Raw genomic sequence first — 25554 nt, 5'->3', positions numbered from 1 at the left:
CCTGTGTCCTTCAAGGAAGGCAAGTCCCGCCGCGCGCTCGGCCGCATCGCCGCCGTCGCGGCGGCCGCCGGTCTCGGCGTCGCCGGACTCGCGGGCCCGGCCTCGGCCGACGTCACGATCCAGCAGTACGCGGCGCTCGGCGACTCGTACGCCTCGGGCGTCGGCGCCGGCGACTACCTCGCCGACGACGGCTGCTACCGCTCCGCCAACGCCTACGCCAGCCAGTCGGCCGCCGCCCTCGGCGAGCGCCTCTGGTTCGAGGCCTGCTCGGGCGCCCGCGTCGAGGACGTCGTCGCGAACCAGCTGGGCCACCTCCGCCCGGTCAACACCGAGCACGTGACCATCGGCGTCGGCGGCAACGACGCGGGCTTCTCCTCGGTCCTCGGCGCCTGCGCCGGGACCGACACCGCCCTGTGCGAGAACGCGATCGCGAACGCGCGCAACATCATCACCACCTCGCTCCCCGCCGAACTGGACGACCTCTACACCCAGGTGGAGACCAAGGCCCCCGACGCCGACATCGTCGTCGTGGGCAACCCGCGCCTGTTCGCCGAGACCGCGTGCGCGGGCGCGCTGGCGATCACCCCGGCCGAGCAGGCGCTCCTGAACGACGCCGCCGACCTGCTCGCCGAGACCACCGCCGCCGTCGCGGCCGACCACGGCTTCGACTTCGCCGACGTCCGCGACGCCTTCGACGGCCACGGCGTCTGCTCGGCCGACCCGTGGATCCTCGGCTACACCGGCAACGTCGAGTCCTTCCACCCGAACGCCGCCGGGCAGGACGCCTACACCGGCGTCGTGCTCCCGCTGCTCGACTACTAGTTCGAGTCTGCTGCACCGGACCGGCCCGCGGGGGACCCCCGTGGGCCGGTTCCCGTTGCGCCCCAACGTGGACACACACATTGGACCGCGGCCCTTAGAATGGCGGCACCAGCGGCGGGGGCCCCACCCGTGAACCGCCGCGTGGCATCCAGAAGGAGACCAATGTCCGCAACTCCCAGCACGATCCGCGGCGTCCTCGTCCGCGCCGCTGCCCTCGCCGCGGCCGCCGGCATCGGCGCCGCCGCGTTCGCGAGCCCGGCCTCGGCCGACTGGTGGACCCCGCGGTACGCCGCCCTCGGCGACTCCTACGTCTCCGGCGTCGGCGCCGGGGACTACGAGGACACCACCTGCTACCGCTCCGCGAACGCCTACCCGGTGCTCGCAGCGGAGGCGACCGGCGCGCGGCTCTCGTTCGACGCCTGCTCCGGCGCCCGCGTCGAGGACGTCGTGGCCGACCAGCTCGGCAACCTGACCTGGCGCACCAGCGAGGTCACCATCGGCGTCGGCGGCAACGACGCGGGCTTCTCCTCGGTCCTCGGCGCGTGCGCCGGGACCGACACCGCCCTGTGCGAGGCCGCGATCGCGAACGCGCAGAACATTATCACCACGTCGCTCCCCGCCGAGCTCGACGACCTGTACGCGCAGGTCGAGGACCTGGCGCCGCGCGCCGACGTCACCGTCGTCGGCAACCCGCGCCTGTTCGCCGAGACCTCCTGCGCGGGGACGCTCGCGATCACCCCGGCCGAGCAGGCGCTCCTGAACGAGACCGCCGACCTGCTCGCCGAGACCACCGCGGGCGTCGCGGCCGACCACGGCTTCGCGTTCGCCGACGTCCGCGACGCCTTCGCCGGGCACGAGGTCTGCACCGCCGACCCGTGGATCCTCGGTTACACCGGGAACGTCGAGTCCTTCCACGCGAACGCGGCCGGCCAGGCCGCGTACGCCGAGGTCGTGACCCCCTACCTGGAGGACTGCTAGACCTCCCGCCGGACCGGCCTCCGGGCCGGTCCGGCGCCTCCGGGACAATCCCGGTATGCCGCGACGCACCCGCAAGCCCGCCCGCCCGACCCAGTGCCCCTGCGGCTCCGGCGAGACCTACGCCGCCTGCTGCGGCCGCTTCCACACCGGCGCCGCCGCGGCCCCCACCGCCGAGGCGCTCATGCGCTCGCGCTACAGCGCCTTCGCCGTCGGCGACGAGCCCTACCTCCTGCGCACCTGGCACCCCGGCACGCGCCCCGACCGCCTCGACCTCGCCGCCGACGCCCGCACCTGGACCGGCCTCGACATCCTCGACACCACCGGCGGCACCCCGCTCCACACCACCGGCACCGTCCGCTTCCGCGCCCGCTACACCGACGCCGACGGCCCCGACTCCCAGACCGAGAACAGCGCCTTCGAACGCCTCGGCGGCACCTGGCTGTACGTCGACGCCCTCGGCTTCGAGTGAAGCTCATTCCCTCGCCAGCGCGATGACCTCCTCGGGAGTCAGCGCGCTCGACGGGTGGAAGCTCAGGCACATCGGCGCGACGACTCTCCGGAGCTGCTGTCCTTCGGTGCGGAGGTAGAACTCCCCGGCGCTGAGCGACGTGCTGGTGAGGGCTCTCGCCTGTCTGGCGCTCACCATTTCCTTGACCGCCGCGATCTGGGTCGGGCTGTTGAGATAGCCGATGAGCTGCGTGGCGCAGTTTCCGGCGATCTGGTTGTGGATGCCCCTCGGCGCCTGCGTCGCGAAGACCAGTCCCAGCCCGTATTTGCGCGCTTGGGACGCGAGCGCGAGCGTGCTTCCGGTGCAGGGGGTCATCGATCCCGAAGGCGCGAAGGTCTGCGCCTCGTCCATCACGAACAGCCCGCCGAGCGGCCGTCCGACCGCAGGGTGCCGTTTGATCCACGCGAACAGTGCCATCTGGAGCTGATTGACGAAGCCTTGACGCTGCTGCGTGTCCGGAAGCCCCACGAGGCTGATCACCGAGATCCGTGCACGTGATCCCTCGGACGGGGAGAGTAGCTCGCCCGGGTCGAGCGGCGGATTGGTCCCTCCGAACAGTGAATCGTTGATGCGGTTCGCTTCAAGGGTCTGCGCCATCTCTGCGGCGAGGTCGGGCGCCTTCGGCAGACTCGCGACCACGTCGCCGGGGAACTCGGCGAGCAGTTGCAGGAAACCCCCGAGATCCTCGCCGCCCCGACGTGCATAATGTGCGAGCGCCTCGCGGAGGACGGCCCGGCCCTGCTCATGCTTGTTGGTGTTGCCGTCGACCTTCGCGCGGGGCGCGAGCGTCGCCACCGCCGTGTCGAGTGCCGCCCCGAACTCGTCGATGTCGTCGAGGACCGCCCCGAAATCGGGAAGCGGCTGGAGGCTGATGGGGCGCCCCTTCTCGATTCGCGGCGTCCAAACCACGACCTCGACGGCATCGAAGTACGCGGCCGCCTTGCCTTTGTCGGCAGGGGTCCAAGCCGGGGGAGTGACGTCCCAGGGCAGTTTCAGTCTCGCCAGGTCGTTGTTCGGGTCCAGGACGATCGAGGAGACGCCGCGGAGCGCGGCCTCCTCGATCAGTCGCCGCAGGAGGACCGTCTTCCCCGACCCTGAACCGGCGAACACGGCTACGTGCTTGCGGAGTGCCTCAAGCTCGATCTCTGCTTCAGTGTCGTCTTCGAAGCGGCCGAGAACGATCCGCTGCGCGGTTTCCTCGACCTCATTCGGAAAAGGGAGCATTGGCGCCCCCGCAGGCGGAGGTTGGCCCCCATGCTCGTCGAAGATCCCCTGCATCAGCCGAGTGCTACCGGCGGGTCGGGCGCGCGCGAGCCAGTCTCGCAGGCCCGGAGGCGATTCGTCGTACAGGGCGTGGAGGGCTTTGAAGACGCGCAGTTCGTTGGGATCGGCTTGTACGACTCTGCCGCCGTCCTTCGTGAATTTCGCGATTCTTGTCAGCCCGGCAGCGCGGAGCGGGTGGTCCGAGGTCCTGATCAGTACCGCCTCGGCACCACCGGCCTCGGTCAGGCCGGACTGCTCCGTGAGCCAGTTGATACGACCCCTGAACGGCATACCGCCAGATGCGGCCAAGGCTCGCACGGCAAGACGGCGCTTTCCGAACGTGACCTCTGCGTGCACGCCTTGTTGTCTCCCGCTCAATCCCGGAACGGCTTCGAGGTCTTTCTGCTGCTCCATGCCGAAGCAGCGGAACGCTGAGGAGAGCACTTCGGGCATTGTTTCGTCCTCAGTGGCCGAGCCTGTCAGGTCGTCGATGCTGGCTTCCGCGAGGAGATGCCGGTAGCGAGCTTCGACTGCATCCGGTGAAGGTGCGACGGGGTCCGATTCAGTGGTCGTCTCCGGTCCCGGGAACTCGGTGAGCAGTTCGAACTCGCCCGAATCGAGACATGCCTGAACGTGGTCGACGACCGCCCGGAGGAGTTCACGCGGCCTCATACCGGCGGACGCCGTGAACGCCTCCTTCGACACGGGCCACGTCTGGAGCGGCGGCTTGAACCCAGTTCCGACCAGACCCTGCTCCACATGAGCGGTCACGATGGCGCGGGCGGCATCCGGGGTGAGGTTCGAATCGAGGATCTTCGCCGTATGGAACCGTCCGTCCACCGACTTGACCCCGAATGCCTGGAGCTGTTCCCAGGAGCTCGGCAAGCACGAGACCACGGTGAAGGTCCGGCGCGAGTATTCGTTGAAATTCATCAGGCCGTGTGCGAGCTCGCTCAGACGCTTCCGATTCCGATCGAGTGATGCAGAGTCGGTCTGCCCCTCGACTTCTTTCACAAGGGTGTCGAGCTGGTCCACTGCGAACAAGGTCGGGCCGCAGAGGGCGAGGATTCGGGCGATCGCGAAAACGATCTCACGTGGAGAGCGCCTGGTGGCGCTGATGCCCCATCTCCCGCGTTCGCCTCGTCGGGATTCCTTCTCGGTGGCCAGCCACCTGTCAGCGAGGATGCGGTGGGTGCCGTTCTGAGACGCGCGTAGGCAGAGCACTCTCAGCGCGTCACGGCAGATGTCGTCGATCTCGTCGTACTTCGATCCGATCGAATGGACGACCGCATCGACTGACTCGCGCGTCGGTGCGTCGTCGAGGATGAGCATCTTGTCGGACTCGTCGATCTGCGCCAACTTGAGAAGCTGTTGCAGAAACAGGTGAATCTGGGTATGGCGGTTGTTTATTCGTCGGATGAGGCTCGCCGAGTACGAATGAAGTACCGCCTGCTCGAACGAGCCTTTGAAATCGGCGTCGAACTGGATGAAGAATCCATGTCGGTCGGTGGTGGACATGCGAAGCTGCCTGAGGAGGTGGGTCTTGCCCGATCCGTCCTCCCCGAAGATCACGGCTCCCGGGGCGCTGGTGTACCGGGCTTTCGCCGCCCTGTCGAGGCCGCTGTTGAGGTACTGATATGTCTTCGAGTTGTGAAGGTGAACATGCGTTTTCGCGTCGCTCCAGATGGCACCGCGATGGACCGTGAAGTCGAGACTGAGGTGTTCGAGCGCGCGTCGTTCTTCAGGTGTCATCCGGCCTCGATCGCAATGAAGTGCTTGGCGTCTCCGCCGATGTTGAGCGCGGCCTCGTGGTCGGCGTCTCGCAGGGACTTGCGGTTGGATTCGCTGGTCAGGTGGACGATCCTGTGGCTGCAGAGGGCGGTGAGCGTCTCGTCGAGCGATTCACGGGAGATGTCTGGGAGGGCTGCTCGGAGCGTCCGCAGCGGGACCCACATGGACCGGCCTTCTGCGAGTCGGCGGTACTCGTCTTGGATCGAGTTCGAGAGCTCCGCGTCGATGGCGTCGTCGAACGAGCCGTCCTGCGCTTCGAACACTGCGTCGGCATCGAGGTGGTTGCGGCGGAGGAAGCGATGCATGGAGTTGAAGACGGCGTAGACGACTCGGAGGTTGACGGTGGACTTCGGGTCGGCATCGTTGGAGAGCTCCGACATCGCACGCTCGCGTCCCTTGGGGGTCAGGGTGTAGAGCTTCGCAGTGGAGCCTTTGGCCTGGATGGAGTTCAGGTATCCGGCTCTAGAGAGCCGCTCGCGGTTGGCCTTCTCGACTCCGATTCCGAAGGCCGAGCGTAGTTGCGTGTTCGCGATGTCGAAGGAGGGGTCGTGGACGAGCAGAGCGAGGAGGAGAACGCGGTCGCGCTGGGTAAGGGTCTCTTTCATCGGTGGTGCTCCTGATGCGATGGGGGAATGCTGAGAGGTGGGGGATCGGAGCGTATTCGGTTGGAGGCGGGGGATCAGGTCAGTTTCCGGAGGGTGGCCTCGAAGCGGGTGACTTCGGTGAGTTCGGATTCATTGGGCGGATCGGGGGAGAAGTGAGCGAGGTGGTTCCTCATGTCGGTGGTCTTCTTGATCATCTTGAGGAAGTAAGACTTGGAGATCCGCCAATCGAGCTTCGCCCAATGGGCTCCGTCCAGCAACCGGCGATAGGCTCCGAGAGTCGGTACGTCGCTGCTGTTGCGGTGCTTCGGGATCGCATTTGCAGCTTGGAGCTGCTCCCGCGTGAATCGCGACAGCACCCGCTTTCGGACCCGGAGCTCGATGCTCTCGATCGTCATGAGTGGGAAGAGGCGGGAGGCGAATTCTTCGGCGAGGTCGGCGCTGGTGATGATGCCGCAGGGCCTGCCGTCCGGGCTGCAGACGATGCCGAACCCGGTACTCCTGATCTCGCCTTCGACATCGAAGAGGAGGGCTTCGGGGCGCAGATGCCGGATGGTGTCGTCGTACGCTTCCTTGACGGTTCCGAGGCTGCCGCGAACGGCGGCCTGGGCGATGCTCCGTTCGCTGATCGCGCCGATCAACCGGCCGTCCCCATCGATGACGCCGAGCTGCGAATAGTCTGAGTGGGTCATCGTCGTGACGACGTTGGGGATGGGAACGTCGACGTGGACGCACTCGACATGCTTGTTCGCCTGCGGCAGGGCCTTGATCTGAAGTGAACTGGCCGTGGGCAGGTCGTACTCTTCGTCCTCATCGCCGTCGGCGGGTTCCGGCGGCGCTTCGCCGGCCGGTCTCGGCACGAGGGACACCTCGCTGCCGATCCAGACCTCGGTGAACGGAGGCTCCGTCGTGAGGTTACGGTGGTGGAGATCGGACCGGATCTGCCGCACCACATCGGGAGAGCGCCGCTCGGCGCCCCAGAGTTCGAGGAGCTTCTTCACTTCCAGTTTGACGGTCTCGCCGGCGGAAGCCTTACGCAGCAAGGATTCACGCTCGGTGTCGGTCCGTCCACCGCTAGACTGCATCGGTCTACGGTATCGGAACTCGGCGCGGCTTGCATGCCACGCTTCGTGTTCACCCGATCGGGTGAACGTCGACATTCGAGGACTATGCGCGCCGGTTCCATCTTGGCTACGCTGGTTTGATGACGGATTCGTTGCAGCACATGAATCTTCGATATCAGCGCATTATCCAGGGCGTCGAGCCGTACGACGGCGAAGGGGCTCCGGCCGAGCAGGCTCGGAAGTACAAGCGAGTTGAGATGCTGCCCAGGATGATCGAGCAGATCCGTGAAACGTCCGATCGATCAGCGGCGGGAGAGGTGGAGCTGCTCATCAGCCTGTCCGGATTCTCGCCGGAGACGACCGTGATGGCGTACGAATACGTTCAGCCCAAGCGCCTCTTGGTCATCGGCACCAAGCAGGCGATCGAAGGGATCGACTTCATTCAGAGCACGCTTGGCCTCACCGCATCGCGATTCGAATGGCTCTCAGTGGACCCGAGTGACCCTCTAGAGATCTACAACGGCATCAAGACCGTCGTCGAGAAGTACCGCCGCGGATCGGACGAGCTGAAGTTCCTCGTCGACATCACTGGGGGCAAGAAGGTCATGAGCGCGTCAGCGGCGCTCGCGGCGTCGCAATTGGATCTTCCCATGTGCTACATCGAAGGCATTGCCGATCCGTGGCTGAAGCAGTCCGCACCGGGAACGGACCGGTTCGCGCTGCTGCCGAACCCGACGCGGTTGTTCGGCGACCGTGAGATGGATGAAGCGGAGCACCTGCTCCGGCACGGCGCCTTCGCTGCCGCCCACGAGCGCTATTCCGAGCTTGCGAACACCACGGACCGCGCGGCGAAGGCGCGGTTCGGCCGCGACCTCGCCAAGTGCTACCAGGCCTGGTGCGATTTCGACCTGGACCATCTGCCTGAGCACATGGAGGGGCTCACGTCCCAATTGTCGAACCCCTTCTACAGCCCGCCCTCCGAAGTGATCGGCCGATTGCGCACGCAATTGCGGTTTCTCGGAGAACTCGACGTCGACCGGTCGGGGCCGAACCTCACGCTCAATTTCTATCTGGTCGGGAAGCACTACGAGCACCACGGCCGCCGCGAGTTCGCGATCCTCCTCTACTACCGGACGCTGGAGCATCTGCTCTGCCGACATCTCGAAGGACTCGCCCCGGGTTTCTCGTGCGGCAACCCAGACTGGTCGCGGCTGCACCGGGACCCGTCGGAGCTGGAATCCAGGTACCGGAACCTGTCCCGTCAGGTGTACCCGCAGGAGGGCGGACTGCCGTGGCGAGTGGGGCTGATCGACGCGGCGCTGCTGCTGAGCGCTGTCGATGCGAAGGTCATGAAACGACTGGGCCTCGGCGAGGTGGACGCGCTTCGCCATCTGCGGGGAATGGTCGAGGCGCGCAACGACTCAGTCCTGGCCCACGGTGCGAGTTCCGTAGACGCCGATCTGACGCAGCGTTTCGGGGGATATGTACTGAATTGCCTTCGCCGGTACTGGCGTACGGAACTGCGAGAACCGAAGCTCTCCGACCTGATCGCCCAGCTTCGATTCGTGGATCGAATCTGACCGTTCCGGGAGCGGGGCCCGCTCAAATCATCGAATACTTGTCGATTTGTTAACAGGTGTCTAACCTCGTCGAGTGAGATTCGACCCTCCCTCACCCGCCAAGGACCGCCGGGTGCGACGAACGCGCGCCGCGCTGCTGGGCGCGGCCATTGCGCTGGTCAGCGAGCGCGGCACGGCGAACGTGCCGGTGTCCGACATCGCGGACGTCGCGGGCGTCAGCCGCCAGCTCGTGTACCTCCACTACGGCGACCGGGACCGGCTGCTGCTGGAGGCGGCGCTGGACCTGGCGCGCAGGGAGCTGTTCGAGCCGTGGCGGGCCGCGCCCGAGACGGCGACGGGGCGGGCGAGGTCGCTCGCGCTGGCGCGGCATTTCGCGGCGCATCGGGGGTTCTACCGGGCGATGTTCAACTCGGCGAGCGCGTTCGCGCTCAACCGGGAGGTGAGCGGGCTGCTGTCGCCGCTGCGGAGCGAGTCGATCCGGGCGAGGTTCGGGGACGTGCTGCCGGGGCGGCTCGACGACGATCTGGCGGCGTTCATCACCGGCGGGTTCGGGGCGATGGTGTACCTGTGGGTGACCGAGGGGGAGGACCCGCTCGACCCCGAGGCGATGGCCGACCGGATCACGGCGGTCGGCGGCCTGCTGACCGCGGCCCTGGAGCATCTCCCGGGCGCGGCGGCGCAGGCCGCCGAGTAGTCACGCCTTCGCGGCCTTCCCGAGGTCGGCGACGGCTTCGCTGAACGAGACCGGGTCGAGGCCCGCGGGGAGGCGCACGGCGTCGAGGACCTGGACCGCGTCGGCGTCGAAGTACGGGCCGCCGCCGTAGCCGGGGGAGAAGTCGGCGCGGACGGTGCCGGTGCGGAAGCGCCGCTCGATCGCGACCGTGGTGGACCCGTCGCGGACGGCGCTCCAGGTGCTCTTGGCGAGGCCGTGGAGCGGCCCGGTCCGGGCCTTGCGGCCTTCGAGCGGGGCGAGCCCGGCCGCCGTGTGCGCGGGCCTGCCGAGCTGGTTGAACGGCTGGAGGACTTCGTAGTCGGCGAGCTGGCGCACCCACGCGTCCAGTGCGCCGCCGAGGAGCACGGGGTGCGCGAGCCGGACCGCGGCCCCCTCGGGGAGCTCGACCGCGTCGTCCTCGGCGTCGGCGAACGTGTCGTCCTCGGCGATCCGGAACGCGGTGCCGTCGGCCTGCCAGACCAGCCGCCGCGCCAGCTCTCCGAGGAGCGGGTGCGCGAGGAGGTGCTCCCGGAACTCCGCGACGGCCCAGGTCCGGCCGTCGGCCATGGCCCGCTCCAGCCGCGTCGCCTGCTCGGCGGCGACCGCCGCGGTCCCCGTGTCGGGGACGAGGCGGTCGGCGAGCTGCTCCGTGTCGAGGCCGAGCCCGGCGGCGACGAGTTCGAGCTGGTTGACGGCGGCGGCCTTGACGGCCTTGGAGCCGCGGAAGCGCGTGAGGCGGTGGACGGCCCGCAGGGCGTGCTCGGACTCGACGGCGCCGAGCACTTCGAGGCCGTTCAGGGCCCGCTTGGAGAGGCTCCGGTCGGGCCATTCGCGCACGAGCGCCTCCAGGCGCGCGACCGCGTCGGCGTCGGCGAAGCGCGCGAGCTGCGTCAGCGCCCACGCGTCCTTCGCGGGGGCGTCGTTGATCTCCCAGGATTCGAGGACCGCCCACGAGAACGCGCTCAGGCTCGCCGGGTCGCACTGCTCCTTGACAATGTCGAGCCCCGCGTAAGGGATCGCGGGCGAGTCGAGGGCCATCGCGCCCACGACGTGCGCGAGCGCCTCCCGCGGCAGCCGTTCGCGCCCGCCGCGCAGGAGCACCGGCATGCCCAGGACCGGCTCGGCCCACTCGGGGACCTTCGGGGCCTTGCGGCCGTCGAGGTCCAGGGGGTCGACGGCGAGGATCTCGGCGACCGACGCGGCCGCCTCCTCCCCGTACCGCGCGACCGCCTCCAGGACCATCGCGTCGCCGAAGCGGCGCGCGACGTCGCGGAGCACCGCCTCGGCGGCCTTGCGCGGCTTCCCGGCCCTGCCGACCGCGTCGGGCGCGATCCACACGGCCGCGTCGAGGCCGTGACGGTCGAGCCAGTCGCCGACGCTCAGCCGCGTGGACCGCAGGCGCACCAGCCAGTCGGCCGCGACGCGCGCCGCCGCGGGCCCGGCCAGCGGCGGGAGCGCGCGGTGCCCGTTCGCTGACTTCGCCAGCGCCGCAAGGGCCTCCGCGGGCTCCCCGGTCTCGGCGAGGCGCCGCTGCACGGCGTCGGGGCTCTCGCGCCACCGGTCCCGTTCGCCCTCGCGCCAGACCAGTCCGTCCTCACCGGACGGAGCGATGTCCACTATGAGCTTCTTCCGCTTGGGGGCCTTGCGCGTCCACGGCGGGCCCGCGAGGAACGCGTGCAGCTCGGCGGCCTCGGGCGGGGCGTCGGCGAGGCCGGTGAGCCGGTCGACCGCGTCTCTGACGTCGGCGGGCGCGGCCTCGCGGGCGGCCCCGAGCGCGGGCACCGACGCGACGACGTGCGCGAACCGCGACCGCAGCGACGGGTCCGCGTCCGCGGCGAGCCGCGCGATCACCCGGAGGGTGCGGCGCGGGAACCGCTCGGCGGCCGATCGGACGAGCGGCCCGGTCCGCTCGGTCACGAGGTTCCCCAGCAGGTACGCGACGGCCGCGTCGTGGGGGAGTCCGGCGATGACCTCGTGGATCGTGGCCTTGCCCTGGTACTCGCGGGTCCCGGCCTCCACGGAGGCGACGAACAGCGGCGCGCACTCGGCGCCGAACGCCTCCACGAGGGCCGCCACGGCCGGGGCGTGGCCGCCGATGTTCGACAGCAGGTCCAGCCCGGCCTCCCGCAGTTCATCCAAAGAGGACGCGATCCCGGCGAGGCGGTTCTGGTCCCGCCACGTCTTGGAGTCGCGCTCGCGCCATTCGGCGAGCGCCTCGGCGGCCCAGTCCCGCTCGGTCGGCATGAGGTAGGCGCGGACCAGCCGCTGCCTGTGGTTGCGCCCGTACGGCTCCAGCACCGCGCGGAAGGGCCGGTACTCCTCCTCCGGCAGGGCCGACAGCACGGTCCGCAGCTGGCGGCACTCGGTGCCGCGGCCCCACTCGGCGCCCAGCGGCTTCGCGGGCGCCCACACGACCGCGGGGGTCTCGCCCCGCCACGCGACCCGCGAGTAGTTCTTCCCGTGCTGGTTCACGACCCGGATCTCGCACTGCCGCATGAGCGCCTCGGCCGCGAACGCGGCACCGTGCTCCCCGGTCCACACCTCGATCTGCGCGTACCGCCGCGACACCTCGTAGAGGCTCGTGACGGCCGAGGCGATCTCCAGCGCGGCCGCCGCGCCCAGCGGGTCCGCGCCGCCATCCAGATAGGACCGCATCGCCGCCGCGATCGCGGGCTCGGTCACCGGCGACCCGGCCGCGTCCCGCAGCCCCGCCTCCGCGGCGTCCCGCACCGCCGCCCAGTGCCCCGGCATGTCCGGGTCCGGCTCGTACGCCCTCGCGGACGGGAACCCGCGCCGCGGCGCCGGGTCGAGTTCACGGGAGCCCCGGTAGTCCAGCCAGGGTCGCGCGGGGTCGGGGTCCTCATGCGGCAGGAGTTCGCTCATGCGCACATTCTGGACCGGGCGTGCTCACTCCTCCGGCATCGGCTCCAGGACCCGGTTGTGGTCGCGGCCGAACACCATCGAGGTCTGGAAGCGGGCCACCTCGGGCCGGGTGCCGAGCCGGTCGACCAGGAACGAGTGGAGGTGCTCGACGTCGCGCACGGCCACGTGCAGCACCACGTCGCTCCCGCCGGAGACGACGAACAGCGTCACCACCTCGGGCCAGGACCCGACGGTCTCGCGGAACTGCTCGTACTTCGCCCGCTGGTGCTTGCCCAGCTGCACCGACACCAGCGCCTCCGCGTTGCGCCCCAGCGCCTTCAAGTCCACGTCGGCGCCGTACCCGCGGATCACCCCGCGGCGCGTGAGCGCCCGCACCCGCTCCAGCGCCGTCGAGGGCGCCACGCCCAGGCGCCGCGCCAGCTCCCGGTTCGACAGCCGCGCATCCGACTGGAGGAGGCGCACGATCGACGCGTCAAGTTCGTCCATCCACGGATTATCGCCCCGATTCCGGCCGCCCGTTCGGCCGTACCCCGGAACGCCCGACCGCGCGTCTAGCGTTGACCGACATGACCACCCGTTCCACCGGCTCCCTCGGCACCGCCCGCGGGACCGCCCTCTACCTCGGCGCGATCCTCGGCCCCGGCGTCCTCGCCCTCCCCGGCCTCGCCGCCGCCGCGGCCGGGCCCGCCGCGATCGTCGCGTGGGTCGCGCTCCTGCTGCTCTCGATCCCCGTGGCCGCCACGTTCGCCGAACTCGCCGCCCGCCGCCCCGACGCCGGGGGCGTCGCCACCTTCACCCGCGCCGCCTTCGGCGACCGCGCCGCCGCCGTCTGCGGCTGGTGGTTCTTCAGCGTCATCCCCGTCGGCGCCAGCTCCGCCGCGCTCGTCGGCGCCGCCTACATCGCCGACGCCCTCGGCCTCGGCCACACCGCCGTCGTCGCCATTGCCGCGGTCCTCCTCGCGACCGCGTTCGCCGCCAACCACATCGGCCTGCGCCTCTCCGGCGGTGCGCAGCTCGTCCTCATGGGACTCCTCGCCGCGCTCCTCGCCGCCGCCTGCGCCGCCGCGCTCCCGCACTTCGACCCCGCCAACCTCACCCCCTTCGCCCCCAACGGCATCCCGGGCATCCTCTCGGCCGCCGCGGTCCTGTTCTACGCGTTCTCCGGCTGGGAGGCCGCCAGCCACCTCTCCGGCGAGTTCCGCGACCCCGCAAGGCAGCTGCGCCGCGTCACGGCCCTCGCGCTGGCCGTCGTGGCCGCGATCTACCTGGCCCTCGCCGCCGCGACCGCCGGGGTCCTCGGTTCCTCCGCAGGCTCCTCGGCGACGCCGCTCACCGACCTGCTCGCGTACGCGTTCGGCCCGGCCGCGGCCCCGCTCACCGCCGTGTGCGCGGCGCTGCTGAGCCTCGGCGCGATGAACACGTTCATCGCCGGGGCCTCGCGCCTGGGCGCGGCGCTCGCCCGGGACGGCGCGATGCCCGCGCCGCTCGCGAAGGGCCACGAGCCGGGCCGCACGCCGCACCGGGCGCTGCTCCTGCTCGCGGCCTTCACCGGCACCGCGTTCGCGACGACGACCGCGCTCGGCCTGGGCCTGGACCAGCAGATGCGCGCCACGTCCGCGGTCCTGGCCGCGGTCACGGTTCTCGCGTGCGCCGCCGCCGTGAAGCTCCTCCAGGGCCGGGCCCGGCAGCGCGCCGTCTTCGCGACGGCCTGCACCGCCCTGATCGGCACGGCCCTGGCCTGGTACCTCCTGCTGCCCTTGGGGATCGCGGTCCTCGCCCTCGGCTACCTGCACCTCAAGCGCCGCCGGGCCCCGCTCCCGGAGCCCGTCCCGGCCGAGGTCCCGGCGGGAGGATGACCGATTTCATAGCTTTCACCCTTGGCGCACCCCCGCCTCCACCGAGCTAATCTTAAGTCAGTCACTTGACTTAAAGCAGTGGATCGAGTGAAACGCCGCCTCCGGGCCCCGCCCGGAGGAATACTGCGACACGGGCCGCCCCGCCGGGCGGCAGGGACCAAAGGGGGACTCATGGGAACGAACGACCGCTTCACCGGCAAGACCGTCATCGTCACCGGCGCCGGATCGGGCATCGGCCGCGCCACCGCGCTGCGGCTCGCCGCCGAGGGCGCCGCCGTCGTCGCGGCCGACGTCAACCAGGAGAGCCTCGACAAGCTCGGCGCCGAGATCGAGATCCGCGCCGTCGCGGGCGACCTCACCTCCGCGGCCGTGATCGACCAGGTCGTGGCCGCCGCGGGCGGCCGCATCGACGGCCTCGCGAACGTCGCGGGCATCATGGACGGCTTCCTGCCCGCGGGCGAGGTCGACGACGCCACCTGGGACCGCGTCTTCGGCGTCAACCTCACCGCCCCGCTGCGCCTCATCCGCGCCGCGCTCCCGGTCATGACCGCCTCCGGCGGCGGCTCCATCGTCAACGTCTCCTCCGAGGCGGGCATCCGCGGCTCCGCGGCGGGCGCGGCCTACACCGCCTCCAAGCACGCGGTCGTCGGCCTCACCCGGCACGTCGCGGTCGTCTACGGCAAGGACGGCATCCGCTCGAACGCCGTCGCGCCCGGCGGCGTCGCCACGAACATCGAGGCGACCCCGAAGTCCCAGCTCGGCATCGAGCGCCTCCAGCCGTACTTCGTCAACGCGGGCCAGCCCGCCCAGCCCGAGCAGCTCGCCGCGGCGATCACCTGGCTCCTCAGCGACGACGCCAGCAACACCAACGGCGTCGTCCTCGCCAGCGACGGCGGCTGGAACGCCGTCTAGCGCAACCACAGCGCCCGCTCCGATGCGGTCGGAGCGGGCGTTCCGCTATCCGGCCGCGCGCAGGTGCCGCCGGGCCGTCATCAGGGCGAACCCGAGGAGGTTCTGGCCCTGCCAGGTCCGCGGGTCGGCCGCGCGCGGGTCGTCGGCCTCCAGGCCGATGCCCCACACCGGGTCGTCCGGGCTCGCCTCCACCAGCATCCGCTCCCCTGTGGACAGCAGGAAGTTCCGCAGCTCCCCGCGCTGCCCGAACTTGGCGATGCTGCCGCGCACCGCGATCTGGAACCGGTGCCGCTCCCACACGTGCAGGTCGAAGTCGGTGACGGTGCGCCCCAGGGCCCTCGCCCGCTCGGGGTCGTCCTCGGCGAGGATCGCCGCCGCGGCCAGCTCGTCCTCGAACAGCTTCGCCTTGGACCACATCATGTAGTGCTCGGCCGTCGCGAACCGCCTGCCGCCCACGCGGATCGGCGCGGGCCACCACTGGTCGAGGCACCCGGGCGCGAGCCGCCCGCCGTGCGTGCGCTCGTGGTCGCGGAAGAACAGGAACCCCGCCTCCTCCTTCGGCGCCCGGTGCTCCTGCTGCACCGCAACGGGTCTGACGACGCGCGAGGGGGAGTCCGCGCGCCGCTGGAACGGGCTCCACGGCTGCTCCGCGGGTTCGGCCGGGGCCGGGTCGTGCGGGGCGAACGGCAGGTCGATCTCCGGCGGCCCGTCGGGGGTGAACCCGTCCACGAGCGCGTCGAGCTGCCCGTCGTCGTACCGCTGCTGGAGGACCCGCAGCGACTCGCACGTGTCGAGCAGGCCCCGGCTGGCGCAACTGAGCGCGTCGGCGACGTGCAGCGACTCGTTGAACGCCGCGATCGCGTTGGCGCGCATGGTCTCCGCGTCCGTGGCGAGCGCTTCGGCGAGGTGCTCGGCGGTGCGGAACGCGCAGTACCCGGCGAGCTGCGGGAACGGCTGGGGCGCACCGGCGGCCATGAACCCGGCCGTCACGATCCACCTGACGGTCCCGGCGACGAGGTTCGGGTTCCCGGCCACGTTCGCGGCCTCCTCGGCGGCCTTCGCGAAGTGGCCCAGGTGCCCGTGCCCGTCGAGGGGCTCGGTGGACGCGGTGAGCAGGTCCTTCAGCTCGTCGGCGAGGCGGTCGATGCCGACCGCGGGGGGCTCGGGGCCGGCCGAGGCGAGGTCCAGCCCTTCGAGGTCCGTCATGTAGTACAGCGTCCAGGCCCGGTCCGCCGGGCCCGCGGGCGCGTCGGAGGGCGGAGCGCCGTCGGGGGTCGGCGGCGTCGCACCGCCGGAGTCGCTCATCGCCATAGCCTGCCAGGGGAAGCGCCCGGTGGCAATCGTCCGGGGGCCGCATTCGGGCGGGCCCGGCGGGCGCTCGGTACGATGAGGACGGGTCACAAGGAGCACCGATGTCCTCAGCCGAGATCAAAGCGATCGCCATGCTGCTCAGAGCGCGCAACGCCATCGACGAGCGCATCGCCGACGTGGTCGGCCGCCCCGTCGTCCACGGGCACCTCTCCGACTGGATCGCCGCGCAGGTCTTCGACATCGCGCTGGAGCCCGCCGCGAACAAGGTCGTCGACGGGTTCTTCCGCTCCGGCCCGCTCGCCGGGCGCAGCGTCAACATCAAGCACTACACCCGCAACCAGGGCATGCTCGACATGACCGACTCCGAGGAGCTCGACACGTACCTGGTCATGACCGGCCCGCGCGGGGGCCCTTCGGGTTCCGCGGGCGCGTACCGGCCCTGGTCCATCGAGCACGTCTACCTCTTCGACGCGCAGGGCCTGTACGACACGCTCCACGCCGAGATGCGCCGCATCGGGGTCGCCACGAGCATCCCGTCCCGCTACTGGGACCAGGCCGAGATCCACCCCGTCTCGCGCAACGCGAACTTCCCGCTCTCGGCCGAGCAGACCGCCGCCCTGGAGGAGTTCCGCGCCGGCCGCGTGTGACCGCGTCCCGTGAGGGGTAGTCGTGGTCGATGGCAAGGTTTGCCGTTAGGATTCGGGGCACTGCGCGTGATGTCAACCCGCAGTCGTGATGATGGCAATCTGACGGAGGTAGCGTGCTCGATATCAGCCCACTCACATGGGCATTGACGATCGGACTCATCGTCGTTCTGCTGGCGGTGGACCTGCTGTTGGCGGCGCTGCGGCCGCACCATGTCGGGTTCAAGGAGGCCACCGCCTGGTCGGTGATCTACATCGCCATCGCCGTGCTGTTCGGCGTCTGGTTCGGCTTGCAGTACGGCAACGCCGCCGGGACGGAGTACTTCGCCGGCTACATCATCGAGAAGAGCCTCTCGGTCGACAACCTGTTCGTGTTCGTCATCATCATGACGACGTTCGCGGTCCCCGACCACCACCAGCACAAGGTCCTCACGTTCGGGATCGTGCTCGCGCTCATCATGCGCGCCATCTTCATCGCGCTCGGCTCGGCGCTCATCAACTCGTTCTCGTTCATGTTCCTCATCTTCGGGCTGCTGCTGGTCTACACCGCGATCCAGCTGTTCCGGCACAGGGACGAGGACCCCGACGTCGAGTCGAACCTCATGGTCCGCGGCGCGCGCCGGTTCCTGCCGGTCTCCGCGGACTACATCGGCGGCAAGCTCTTCGCGAAGGAGAACGCCCGCCGCGTCGTCACGCCGCTGTTCATCGTGCTCATCGCGATCGGCTCGGTCGATCTGCTGTTCGCGCTCGACTCGATCCCCGCGGTCTTCGGCGTCACGCAGGAGGCGTACATCGTCTTCACCGCGAACGCGTTCGCGCTCCTGGGTCTGCGCGCCCTGTTCTTCCTCGTGAAGGGCCTGCTCGACCGCCTCGTGTACCTGTCGCTGGGGCTCTCGCTCATCCTGCTGTTCATCGGCGCGAAGCTGATCATGCACTGGGCGCACGTCGACGTGAACACGTCGATCCCCGAGATCTCCACCCCGGTCAGCCTCGGCGTCGTGATCGGCGTCCTCGTGATCGTCACGGTCGCGAGCCTCATAAAGACCCGCGGCAACCCCGACGAGAAGGCGCACGCCGGATCGCTCTCGGCGACCAAGAAGAAGGAACCCGAGCAGTAATCGCACGCCCGGCCCCGGATCGTGCATCCTATAGGATATAGGATGCACGATCCGGGGCCTTCGGCGTCTCAGCGCGCCCGTCTCGCCAGCAGCAGGAGCACCAGCAGCAGCGGGATCGGCAGGAGGAACGCCTCCCGCAGCCCGATCTGCCCGTCGAGCCATCCGAGCGCCGCTGGCGCGGCGAGGATCGCTGTGCCGGAGGCGAGGGACCCGATGGAGGCGGAGTGGCGCGACGTCAGGTCCGGGATGTTGACGAGGCTCCCGAGCATGATCGGGTAGAGCGGCGCGATGCCCAGGCTGGCCACGGCGATCCCGGCCGTGACGGTCGCCGGGTCCTGCCCGAAGTAGACGATCACGGTGCCCGCCATGGTGACCGCGACCGCGGCGCCAACGGCCCAGGACCGGTCCACGAATCTGGTCCCGACGAGCCGCCCCGCCGCCATCCCGATCCCGAAGCTCGCGCCGAGCGCTGACGCGGTGCCGAGCGCCACGCCCGTGTCCACCAGCCGCGCCACGCCCCAGACGACGAAGCAGAACTCGCATCCGACACTGAGCACGATCCGCAGCCACCCCAACGACGCCGGGCCGACCGGCACGCGCCCGCGCGCCTCCGCGGCGTCGCCGACGCCTCGGACGGTGCGGTGCACGGCCCCCGCCAGCAGCACCGGGACCGCGGCGAGCAGCGCCCACCGGCCCGCGATCCCCGCGGTCTCCAAGGCCCCGAACGCGAGCGGCGCGAGCACCCCGGCCGCACTGGATACCCCGACCGCGAGCGCGATGCGCTTGGCCGCGCCCGGCCCGCGCAGCAGCGAGGGCGTCGCGAGCGCGATCGCCGCGCACCCGACGCCGACGAGCACCGATCCGGGCCCTGCGATGCGCAGGTCCGGCGTCACGGCCATGGCGACCGCGCCCGTGGTGATGACCCCGCACGCGATCCGCATGACCAGACCTGCGCCGCTGCGGAGCACGGCCGGACCGATCACGGCGGCGAGCACGAGCCCCGCCCCGAACATCATGGTCAGCCACACCAGCTCCCCGCGCGGCCGGTCGAGCTCCACGGCGATCCCCGCGAGGTACGGCCCGAACGAGGAGACGAGAAAGCCGAGCCCGATCTGCGCGAACGCCACGACGCGCCCGACCGCCTGATCGGGCGCACTGCCGACGGGGCCGCCCGCGGGGCGCTCGGCCCCGTTCTCGACGGCGCCTCGGGCCGGACCGGCGACGGTGCCGTCGGCCGCGTCGGCGGGGGATGCGCTAGCGGCGCGGCCCGCGGCCCTGTCGGTCGTGCCGCCGGATGGCCGACCGGCTGCACCCTCGGCGGTGCTGCCGGAGGGCCTGGTGGCCGTGCTGCGGGAAGGCTGGTCGGCTGCACCCCCGGCAAGGCTGTCGGCCGTGCTGGCCGATGTCTCGGCGGCGGTGTCGCCGGATGGCCGGTCCGCGGTGCCGTCGTCTGCCTGATCCGTTGCGCGGGTGCCGATCTCAGGACCCATCGAGGGCCCGCAGCTCCAGGAGGTCTGCGAGTTCGCCCAGGTTTGCGAGAGATACATCGCCGTCGAGGCCTCTGAGCGCCGCGGTCATCGCACCGGCGGCGCGGCCGGCGGCCAGGCCCGGGGTTGAGTCCTCGACCACCAGGCAGTCGGCGGGGGCGAAGCCGAGGGCCGCTGCGGCCTTGAGGTAGCCCTCGGGGTGGGGCTTGCCGTGCTCCACGTCGTCGATGGTGAGCAGGAGCGGCGGCTGGATCCCGGCCGCGCCGAGGCGAGCCTTGGCGAGGCGGTCGTCGGCGCTGGTGACCACGGCCCACGGGATGCTGGAGCGCTCCAGGACCGCGAGCAGTCGCGTTGCGCCCGTGGTGGGGACGACGTCGGCGATGTCCTCGTACTGGAACTCAAGCTGCCGCGCCGCGGCGGCGGCGACGCCGGGCGCGTCGAGGTCGGGCCGCAACTTGGCAACGGTGGTCGGGGCGGGGTTGCCGTGCGGGTCGGCGAGCGCGACCTGGGGATCGACGCCGTACTCGGCGGCCCAGGCCGCCCAGGCGCGCACGACCGCGCCGTCGGAATCGACGAGGGTGCCGTCCATGTCGAACAGGACGGCCGCGGGGTTGCTGTAGCTTCGCATGAAGCCCTCCGGGGATCATTTAAACTCGTAGCGCGAGGATAAACGCTGGAGGTGGCATGGCGCAAGCCCAAGACCCGGACTCCGGGCCCATCAAAGTGGGACGTGCCGAGGCCGCCCGCTGGAGCGGCGCGCTCGACCTCCTGCGCCTGGTGCGCGCCCGGCCCGGCGTCACGCGCGCCGAGGCCGCCCGCGTCCTCGGCGTCGGCAGCGGCACCGCCACCGAGATCAGCTCGCGCCTGCGCGCCCTCGACCTCATCGCCGAGCAGCCCGCCCCGCCGACCGGCCGCGGCCGCCCCACGACCACGCTCCACGCCCACCCGGACGGCCCCCTCGTCGCGGTCGTCGACATCCGCCAGGCCGAATGGCGCGTCGCCGTCGCCGATCTCGAAGGGACCCTGAGCGAACCGGCCACCGGCCGCCACGGCTCCAAGCGCCCCGAACCGGTCTTCGCCGCCGTCCGCGAAGCCGTCGAGGGCATCGCGGCCCGGCACGGCTCGCGCATCCGCGCCGTCTCGGTCTCGGCGGCGGCCACGGTCCGGCGCGGGCGCATCGGCCAGTCCAGCGTCCTCGGCTGGCGCGACGTCGAGGTCGAGCCCCTGCTTCCCGGTGTGCCCCAGGTGATCGGCAACGACGCGACCCTTGCCGGGCTCGCGGAGGCCCGCCTCGCCCACCCCGGCAAGTCCGTCCTGTACCTGACGATCGAGGTCGGCATCGGCGGCGTGTTCGTCGACCACGCGTTCGCCGTGACCGGCGCGACGGGCGCGGGCGGCGAGTTCGGCCACGCGCCCTTCGGCGACCCCGCGGTGCCGTGCCCTTGCGGCGCAACGGGATGCTGGGACGTCGCGGTCGACGGCCGTGCGGTCGCGCGCCTCCTCGGCCGCCCCGAACCCGACGACCCGCGCGCCTACCTCATCGACGCCCTCGTGGACCCCGCCTCCCGTGCGGCCGTGGAGCAGTGTTCCGCCTCGCTCGGTCACGGCGCGGCCGGTCTCGCGAACATCCTCGACCCCGAAGTGGTCTCCTTCGGCGGCCTCGCCCCTGAGCTGCGCCGCGCGGCCCCCGGCCCCTTCGCCGCCGCGTTCGAGGCCGGCCTCATGGGCTTCCGCCGCGACGACCCGCCCGAGCTGATCGCCTCGGCCCTCGGCCCGGACGCGTTCCTCCTCGGCGCGGCCGAAGCGGCCTTCGACGTGGTGCTTACCGAGCAGTCGATCGGCGAGTGGACGTCCGCCCGCTTCGGATGAACCGAGCCGTGCGAGGCTCCGGCGGGAGCACGCCAGTCCGCCGCGCGGCGACGAAGACCGGATGATCAGGCCGGGCCGGATTCGGCGAGTCGGTCGAGGTCCAAGGCGACGCTCAACTGGTTCCCCAGCTCCTGGAAGCCGAGCGCCCGCGCGACGCGGCGGGAGGCCGCGGGGCGGGCACGCCATTGGGGCAGTAGGGAAGCGGCGAGCGCGTCGCCCACTGCGGCGGCGGCGACCCGCTTCGCCAGGCCGCGGCCGCGGGCGGCCTCGGCGGTGAGGACGCACAGGTGCGCGGTCGCGGCGGGCCAGGTGCGGTAGCCCGCGGCCGCGACGACCTTCCCGTGCTCGCGCACGGTGAACGCCGGGGAGGTGATCTCGTCGATCCCGCTCTCGTCCGCGTCGTCGGCGCTGGCCGACGCCAGCAGCGCGCGGAGGTCGGGGTGGTCGGGGGCGAGCGGCTCGACGGCGATGTCGGAGCGGGGGAGGACGAAGGAGTCCTCCGCGAGGTAGGCCAGGGTCGCCGGGCCGAGGACCGATGCGACCGGGAGCGCGGTCCGCAGGGTCTCGGGCCGGGTGAGCGATGCGGTGTCGATTCCGTCGAGGGCGTGCTGCACGGGCGCGACCGCGTCTTCTGCGGGGACGGTCGCGATCGCCGAGCCGCCCAGCGCCACGATCCCGACCCATCCGGGCGGGCACATCCGCGACCCGGGGGAGGCGACGACCCGGACGCCGGAGTCGGGGAACGTCACGGGCGCGGCGGCGATGGTCTGCCAGAGCGTTCTGGCGCGTGCGGTGAGCGGATCGGCTGGCATGTCCCGATCCTCCCATCGGGCGGAAGCGGTTTTCGGGCCCGGAGCCCGCTCAGACCTTCGCGGGGACGGCGTCGCGGGACTTGTCGTAGACGGGGACCCATTTGGCGAGCCAGCCGACGCCGAACCAGGAGATGAGGCCGAGGGCGACGGCGGCGGCGCCGAGGGGGAACGCGAGGGCGACGAGGCTGATGAGGCCGGGGCCCGCGACGTTGCCGAGGTCGGCGCAGAGGCGCCAGCCGCCGAGGAACTGGCGTCGGCCCTGGTCGGGGGCGACGTCGGAGCCGAGGGTGAGGACGATGCCGGAGGAGACGCCGTTGCCCAGGCCCATGACGCAGGCGACGACGCCGATGAGGATGGCCGTGTCCGCCAGCGGCAGGATCAGGAAGCCGACACCCATGACGAGCATGGCGGGGAGGGCGACCCACATGCGGCCGAAGCGGTCCATGATCGCGCCGCCGGGGTAGAAGAGCAGGATGTCGACGCCCGCGGAGATACCGACGATGATGCTCGTGGTGGTGGCGTCGAGGCCCTGGTAGGCGGCCCAGAGCGGGATGATCGCGGTGCGCGAGGCGCGGGCGATCATGATGAGGAAGACGCCGGAGCCGAGGTGCGCGAGGACCTTGCGGTGGTCGCGGATGACCTGCCAGAGGCTCAGGCGCGCTTCGGGTTCGGCCTCGGGCGCGGGTTTGCGCCTCGCGCCGTCCCCGGGGAGTTCGGGGAGGAGGAGGCTGAGCAGGCCGCCCGCGAGGCTGGTGCAGGCGGCGAACGCGAAGGCCGCGCCGATCGAGAACTGCGCGATGAGGGCCGCGGCCACGAACGGGCCGATGAACGAGCCGATGCGGAACGTCCCGCCGAGCGTCGAGAGCGCGCGGGCGCGGTAGGCGATCGCGACGGCTTCGGAGAGGTAGGCGTGGCGGGCGAGGCCGAAGACGGCCGAGGCGAGGCCGATGGCGAACACGCACGCGGAGACGACCAGCAGCGACGTGGTCTGCGAGGCGACGAGGAGCGCGACGGCCTCGACGACGCACGCGGCGAGGAGCACGGGCTTCTCGCCGAAGCGCTGCGCGAGGGAGCCCGCGGGGAGGTCGCCGGTGAGCTGGCCGAAGCCGATGAGGCCGACGATGATCGCGGCTTGGGTGACGCTGGCGCCGAGGTCGAGCGCGTAGAGCGCGATGAGCGGGACGACCGCCCCCATGCCGATGGAGATCAGGACGGTCGGGCCGTAGATCGGCACGAACAGGCGCCGCATGCTGATCGTCGACTGGGCAGGCTCGGACACGTTCGCGAACGTACCAAGGAGTGGTGATCCCGGCTCACATCGCGGGAGCCGGATGTGACGAATTCGAGCCGGTCGGCCGGTAAGTAGCCGGGGCGCGGTGAGGTGGGGCGAGGGGGTGGGCGGCCGGAGGGCGCGCCGGATCGGGCGGCGCCGCCAGGCGCCCCCGGCTTCAACAATGCCTGGTGGGTGTGACAGCGGAGGCGAGGCGCGGGTGAGCGGCGGTTTTCGGGCACGCCTAGTGGCGAGGCGCGGTTGGCCGCCCCCGGCTACAACCGTGCCCGCTGGGTACGACATCGCCCGGCGGGGTGGGCGGGGCCCGGGGCGGTTTTCGCCCCGGGCCCCCGCTGTGTTCCGTGGGTGTCGGGTCAGGTGACCGTGCAGGTCACTGTCGAGGTGGAAGTGGTGCCGGAGGCTATGAAGCCCCAGGCGTTCTGGGTCTGGCCGGCGGGGATGGCGCCGTTCCAGCCGACGTCGTCGGCGGTGACGGCGGCTCCGGAGGTGGTGACGGCGGCGTTCCAGGAGCTGGTGATGCGCTGGGCGCCGGGCCAGGTCCAGGTGAGGCGCCAGCCAGTGATCGCGGTGCTTCCGGCGGTGACGTGGACGTTGCCCTGCCAGCCGCCGTTCCAGGTGCTCGCCGTCTCGACGCGGGCGGTGCAGCCCGAGCCGGTCGGCGGCGGGGTCGTCTCGGGCGGGGTGGTGGTATCGGCGGGGGTCGTGGTCGAGCCGGGGTCGCCGGTGCCGAGGGTCGGGGTGGTCCAGGTGCGCCACTGGGAGAGGTTGGCGGACTTGTTGGGGTGCATGGTGATGACGCCGGGCGGGGTGCCGGAGCCCTTGAGGAAGGCGTTGATGGACTGCTGGAGCGGGGTGCGCCATTCGCTGCGGGTGGCGCAGTGGGTGCCGTCGGCGACGTTCGAGTGGTACGAGATGTTGGCGCCGGCCCCGAGGGCCTTGTACACCTCCGCGCCGCCGAGGGCCGCGACCGCGCCGGAGCGCGCGCCGAGCCATTCGACGTGCGGGTTGTCCATGATGAACAGGCCCCGGGGGGCGATCATGCCGACGATCTCGTGGGTGTCGACCGGGAGCCCGGCCGGGTTGCCGGTGTAGGCGCTGAACGCGTCGCCGAGCCACGGCTGCTCGCCGTAGGCGCTGCTGAGCGGCTGTGAACCGCTTTCCTGGGCGATCGAGCGCATGGCCCCGACGCCGCCCGAGCCGGACTCGATGGGCATCGTCAGGTCGATGCGCTGGTCGAAGGCCCCGGCGACGAACGCGCCCTTGCCGTAGCGGGAGCAGCCGGTGACGCCGGTCGAGTTGTTGAGGATCGACCCGCCGGACTGCTCGATGACGTCGATGATGCGGCTCACCCCCCATGCCTGCGCCATGAGCACGCCGGTGGAGCTGGTCGCGCCGTAGAGCGTGTAGAACGCGCCCTGTTTGTTGTTGCGCGGCGTGCCTTCCGCCCCGACCGCGCCCGGGTCGTAGTTGATGACCGCGGCCCCGGACGAGAGGATCGTCTGCGTGTCGGCGCCGAAGCCGCCGTAGACGATGACGGCCGGGAACGGCCCGGTCCCGCTCGGGAGCTGCACCGTGGCGGAGAAGCTGGTGCTGCGGCCGTCGTCGCTGACGTTGACGGTGATCCGCGAGGAGGTCACGGTGCCGGTGACCGAGTCGGGCTGCGGCTTGTCGCCGTAGACGGTCCGCTCGGCGAGCTCCTTGATCTCGGAGCGGCGGCACTCCCATTGGCCGCGGGTGGTGACGCGGGTGCCGTCGAGCCTGGTGAACGGGTCGGGGAGGAGGGCGCTGGAGGCCCAGGTGCCGGGGATCGAGACGGCGCAGTCCTCGCCGTCCCATTCGGACATTGCCTGCACTTGCGCCTCCGCGCTGAACCGGGTCGAGAGCGCGAGCGCCGAGGCGAGGGCGACCGACGCGAGGGCGACGAGTGCGAACCGCAGCCTGCGGCGGTGCCGGGAGCGCCCCGGGCGGTGGACGTGGGGGTCGGGGGAGGGCGGCGCGGAGCCGGGTGCGATCGATGATGCCATGGTGCCAGTCCTTGTCTGACCAGGGCG

Annotated in this window: 21 protein-coding genes; 10 read left to right on the top strand and 11 right to left on the bottom strand. The window is 71.3% G+C overall.

The window, feature by feature from the left end; translation table 11 throughout:
• Nucleotides 1-3: 3 nt before the first annotated feature.
• From ACFFXY_RS18820 to ACFFXY_RS18810, 3 genes are all read left to right on the top strand, one after another.
• On the top strand, nt 4-822 hold the full coding sequence (locus ACFFXY_RS18820; RefSeq protein WP_382353982.1) for an SGNH/GDSL hydrolase family protein: 819 nt from the start codon (nt 4-6) through the stop codon (nt 820-822).
• Nucleotides 823-984: 162 nt separating this feature from the next.
• Entirely contained in the window at nt 985-1800 is an 816-nt protein-coding gene (locus ACFFXY_RS18815; protein ID WP_382353979.1) for an SGNH/GDSL hydrolase family protein, read from the top strand.
• Nucleotides 1801-1855: 55 nt separating this feature from the next.
• Nucleotides 1856-2269, top strand: a complete 414-nt coding sequence (locus ACFFXY_RS18810) for a YchJ family protein (RefSeq protein ID WP_382353976.1) — start codon at nt 1856-1858, stop codon at nt 2267-2269.
• 3 nt (nt 2270-2272) lie between these two features.
• Here ACFFXY_RS18810 and ACFFXY_RS18805 read toward each other — a convergent pair whose 3' ends face one another.
• The 3 genes from ACFFXY_RS18805 to ACFFXY_RS18795 all read right to left on the bottom strand — a co-directional run bounded on the left by ACFFXY_RS18805 (nt 2273) and on the right by ACFFXY_RS18795 (nt 7124).
• Entirely contained in the window at nt 2273-5323 is a 3051-nt protein-coding gene (locus ACFFXY_RS18805) for a helicase HerA domain-containing protein (protein WP_382353973.1), read from the bottom strand.
• A complete protein-coding gene (locus ACFFXY_RS18800) occupies nt 5320-5967 on the bottom strand; it encodes a hypothetical protein (RefSeq protein ID WP_382353970.1) in 648 nt (215 codons plus the stop codon). Before ACFFXY_RS18800 ends, ACFFXY_RS18805 begins: the two co-directional genes overlap by 4 nt.
• Before the next feature lie 74 nt (nt 5968-6041).
• Nucleotides 6042-7124 carry a CBS domain-containing protein gene (locus ACFFXY_RS18795; protein ID WP_382353967.1) on the bottom strand — a complete coding sequence of 361 codons (1083 nt, stop codon included), beginning with the start codon at nt 7122-7124 and terminating at the stop codon, nt 6042-6044.
• A gap of 44 nt (nt 7125-7168) precedes the next feature.
• Here ACFFXY_RS18795 and ACFFXY_RS18790 point away from each other — a divergent pair, with 44 nt between their 5' ends.
• Both ACFFXY_RS18790 and ACFFXY_RS18785 read left to right on the top strand, forming a co-directional pair.
• Nucleotides 7169-8608, top strand: a complete 1440-nt coding sequence (locus ACFFXY_RS18790; protein ID WP_382353964.1) for a TIGR02710 family CRISPR-associated CARF protein — start codon at nt 7169-7171, stop codon at nt 8606-8608.
• 112 nt (nt 8609-8720) lie between these two features.
• A complete protein-coding gene (locus tag ACFFXY_RS18785) occupies nt 8721-9302 on the top strand; it encodes a TetR/AcrR family transcriptional regulator (RefSeq protein WP_382353961.1) in 582 nt (193 codons plus the stop codon).
• Here the strand turns inward: ACFFXY_RS18785 and ACFFXY_RS18780 are convergent, their stop codons facing one another.
• Nucleotides 9303-12203, bottom strand: coding sequence for a DUF4132 domain-containing protein (locus ACFFXY_RS18780; protein ID WP_382353958.1), 2901 nt, complete (start codon nt 12201-12203; stop codon nt 9303-9305). It abuts the gene before it with no gap.
• 24 nt (nt 12204-12227) lie between these two features.
• Entirely contained in the window at nt 12228-12689 is a 462-nt protein-coding gene (locus ACFFXY_RS18775) for an Lrp/AsnC family transcriptional regulator (RefSeq protein ID WP_382353955.1), read from the bottom strand.
• Between the two features lie 80 nt (nt 12690-12769).
• Between ACFFXY_RS18775 and ACFFXY_RS18770 the strand changes: the two genes are divergently transcribed.
• Nucleotides 12770-14059: an APC family permease gene (locus tag ACFFXY_RS18770; RefSeq protein WP_382353952.1), complete on the top strand. Its 1290-nt coding sequence runs from the start codon at nt 12770-12772 to the stop codon at nt 14057-14059.
• 171 nt (nt 14060-14230) lie between these two features.
• Nucleotides 14231-14971 (top strand): SDR family NAD(P)-dependent oxidoreductase, encoded by a 741-nt coding sequence (locus tag ACFFXY_RS18765; protein WP_382353949.1) that lies wholly within the window; start codon nt 14231-14233, stop codon nt 14969-14971.
• Nucleotides 14972-15016: 45 nt separating this feature from the next.
• Here ACFFXY_RS18765 and ybiA read toward each other — a convergent pair whose 3' ends face one another.
• Complete coding sequence (ybiA, locus tag ACFFXY_RS18760) at nt 15017-16276, bottom strand: riboflavin biosynthesis intermediates N-glycosidase (protein ID WP_382353946.1); 1260 nt, start codon at nt 16274-16276, stop codon at nt 15017-15019.
• A gap of 107 nt (nt 16277-16383) precedes the next feature.
• Between ybiA and ACFFXY_RS18755 the strand changes: the two genes are divergently transcribed.
• Together ACFFXY_RS18755 and ACFFXY_RS18750 are read left to right on the top strand one after the other, a co-directional pair.
• On the top strand, nt 16384-16929 hold the full coding sequence (locus ACFFXY_RS18755) for a hypothetical protein (RefSeq protein ID WP_382353943.1): 546 nt from the start codon (nt 16384-16386) through the stop codon (nt 16927-16929).
• Between the two features lie 113 nt (nt 16930-17042).
• Nucleotides 17043-18044, top strand: a complete 1002-nt coding sequence (locus tag ACFFXY_RS18750) for a TerC/Alx family metal homeostasis membrane protein (RefSeq protein WP_382353940.1) — start codon at nt 17043-17045, stop codon at nt 18042-18044.
• Between the two features lie 68 nt (nt 18045-18112).
• Here the strand turns inward: ACFFXY_RS18750 and ACFFXY_RS18745 are convergent, their stop codons facing one another.
• On the bottom strand, nt 18113-19534 hold the full coding sequence (locus ACFFXY_RS18745; RefSeq protein WP_382353937.1) for an MFS transporter: 1422 nt from the start codon (nt 19532-19534) through the stop codon (nt 18113-18115).
• Nucleotides 19524-20159 carry an HAD-IA family hydrolase gene (locus ACFFXY_RS18740; RefSeq protein ID WP_382353934.1) on the bottom strand — a complete coding sequence of 212 codons (636 nt, stop codon included), beginning with the start codon at nt 20157-20159 and terminating at the stop codon, nt 19524-19526. Before ACFFXY_RS18740 ends, ACFFXY_RS18745 begins: the two co-directional genes overlap by 11 nt.
• Before the next feature lie 56 nt (nt 20160-20215).
• Here ACFFXY_RS18740 and ACFFXY_RS18735 point away from each other — a divergent pair, with 56 nt between their 5' ends.
• On the top strand, nt 20216-21400 hold the full coding sequence (locus ACFFXY_RS18735; protein WP_382353931.1) for an ROK family transcriptional regulator: 1185 nt from the start codon (nt 20216-20218) through the stop codon (nt 21398-21400).
• Between the two features lie 65 nt (nt 21401-21465).
• Here the strand turns inward: ACFFXY_RS18735 and ACFFXY_RS18730 are convergent, their stop codons facing one another.
• From ACFFXY_RS18730 to ACFFXY_RS18720, 3 genes are all read right to left on the bottom strand, one after another.
• The gene (locus ACFFXY_RS18730; RefSeq protein WP_382353928.1) at nt 21466-22212 is read right to left on the bottom strand and encodes a GNAT family N-acetyltransferase; all 747 of its coding nucleotides are present in this window, start codon (nt 22210-22212) and stop codon (nt 21466-21468) included.
• Between the two features lie 49 nt (nt 22213-22261).
• A complete protein-coding gene (locus ACFFXY_RS18725) occupies nt 22262-23491 on the bottom strand; it encodes an MFS transporter (RefSeq protein WP_382353925.1) in 1230 nt (409 codons plus the stop codon).
• Nucleotides 23492-23856: 365 nt separating this feature from the next.
• On the bottom strand, nt 23857-25527 hold the full coding sequence (locus ACFFXY_RS18720) for a glucuronyl esterase domain-containing protein (protein WP_382353922.1): 1671 nt from the start codon (nt 25525-25527) through the stop codon (nt 23857-23859).
• Nucleotides 25528-25554: the final 27 nt, after the last annotated feature.

The organism is Glycomyces mayteni (assembly GCF_042428885.1).
Taxonomy (GTDB): domain Bacteria; phylum Actinomycetota; class Actinomycetes; order Mycobacteriales; family Micromonosporaceae; genus Glycomyces; species Glycomyces mayteni.
The sequence above is the reverse complement of the archived record's forward strand: the minus strand, read 5'-3'. Positions and strand labels throughout refer to the sequence as shown.

Excerpts from the sequence above, each read along its gene's own strand:
- ACFFXY_RS18745 (WP_382353937.1), bottom strand. The coding sequence starts at position 19,534 with ATGGGTCCTGAGATCGGCACCCGCGCAACGGATCAGGCAGACGACGGC.
- ACFFXY_RS18815 (WP_382353979.1), top strand. The coding sequence starts at position 985 with ATGTCCGCAACTCCCAGCACGATCCGCGGCGTCCTCGTCCGCGCCGCT.
- ACFFXY_RS18770 (WP_382353952.1), top strand. The coding sequence starts at position 12,770 with ATGACCACCCGTTCCACCGGCTCCCTCGGCACCGCCCGCGGGACCGCC.
- ACFFXY_RS18730 (WP_382353928.1), bottom strand. The coding sequence starts at position 22,212 with ATGCCAGCCGATCCGCTCACCGCACGCGCCAGAACGCTCTGGCAGACC.
- ACFFXY_RS18720 (WP_382353922.1), bottom strand. The coding sequence starts at position 25,527 with ATGGCATCATCGATCGCACCCGGCTCCGCGCCGCCCTCCCCCGACCCC.
- ACFFXY_RS18735 (WP_382353931.1), top strand. The coding sequence starts at position 20,216 with ATGGCGCAAGCCCAAGACCCGGACTCCGGGCCCATCAAAGTGGGACGT.
- ybiA (WP_382353946.1), bottom strand. The coding sequence starts at position 16,276 with ATGAGCGACTCCGGCGGTGCGACGCCGCCGACCCCCGACGGCGCTCCG.
- ACFFXY_RS18790 (WP_382353964.1), top strand. The coding sequence starts at position 7,169 with ATGACGGATTCGTTGCAGCACATGAATCTTCGATATCAGCGCATTATC.
- ACFFXY_RS18805 (WP_382353973.1), bottom strand. The coding sequence starts at position 5,323 with ATGACACCTGAAGAACGACGCGCGCTCGAACACCTCAGTCTCGACTTC.
- ACFFXY_RS18755 (WP_382353943.1), top strand. The coding sequence starts at position 16,384 with ATGTCCTCAGCCGAGATCAAAGCGATCGCCATGCTGCTCAGAGCGCGC.
- ACFFXY_RS18775 (WP_382353955.1), bottom strand. The coding sequence starts at position 12,689 with ATGGACGAACTTGACGCGTCGATCGTGCGCCTCCTCCAGTCGGATGCG.
- ACFFXY_RS18810 (WP_382353976.1), top strand. The coding sequence starts at position 1,856 with ATGCCGCGACGCACCCGCAAGCCCGCCCGCCCGACCCAGTGCCCCTGC.
- ACFFXY_RS18795 (WP_382353967.1), bottom strand. The coding sequence starts at position 7,124 with ATGTCGACGTTCACCCGATCGGGTGAACACGAAGCGTGGCATGCAAGC.
- ACFFXY_RS18780 (WP_382353958.1), bottom strand. The coding sequence starts at position 12,203 with ATGAGCGAACTCCTGCCGCATGAGGACCCCGACCCCGCGCGACCCTGG.
- ACFFXY_RS18765 (WP_382353949.1), top strand. The coding sequence starts at position 14,231 with ATGGGAACGAACGACCGCTTCACCGGCAAGACCGTCATCGTCACCGGC.
- ACFFXY_RS18800 (WP_382353970.1), bottom strand. The coding sequence starts at position 5,967 with ATGAAAGAGACCCTTACCCAGCGCGACCGCGTTCTCCTCCTCGCTCTG.
- ACFFXY_RS18740 (WP_382353934.1), bottom strand. The coding sequence starts at position 20,159 with ATGCGAAGCTACAGCAACCCCGCGGCCGTCCTGTTCGACATGGACGGC.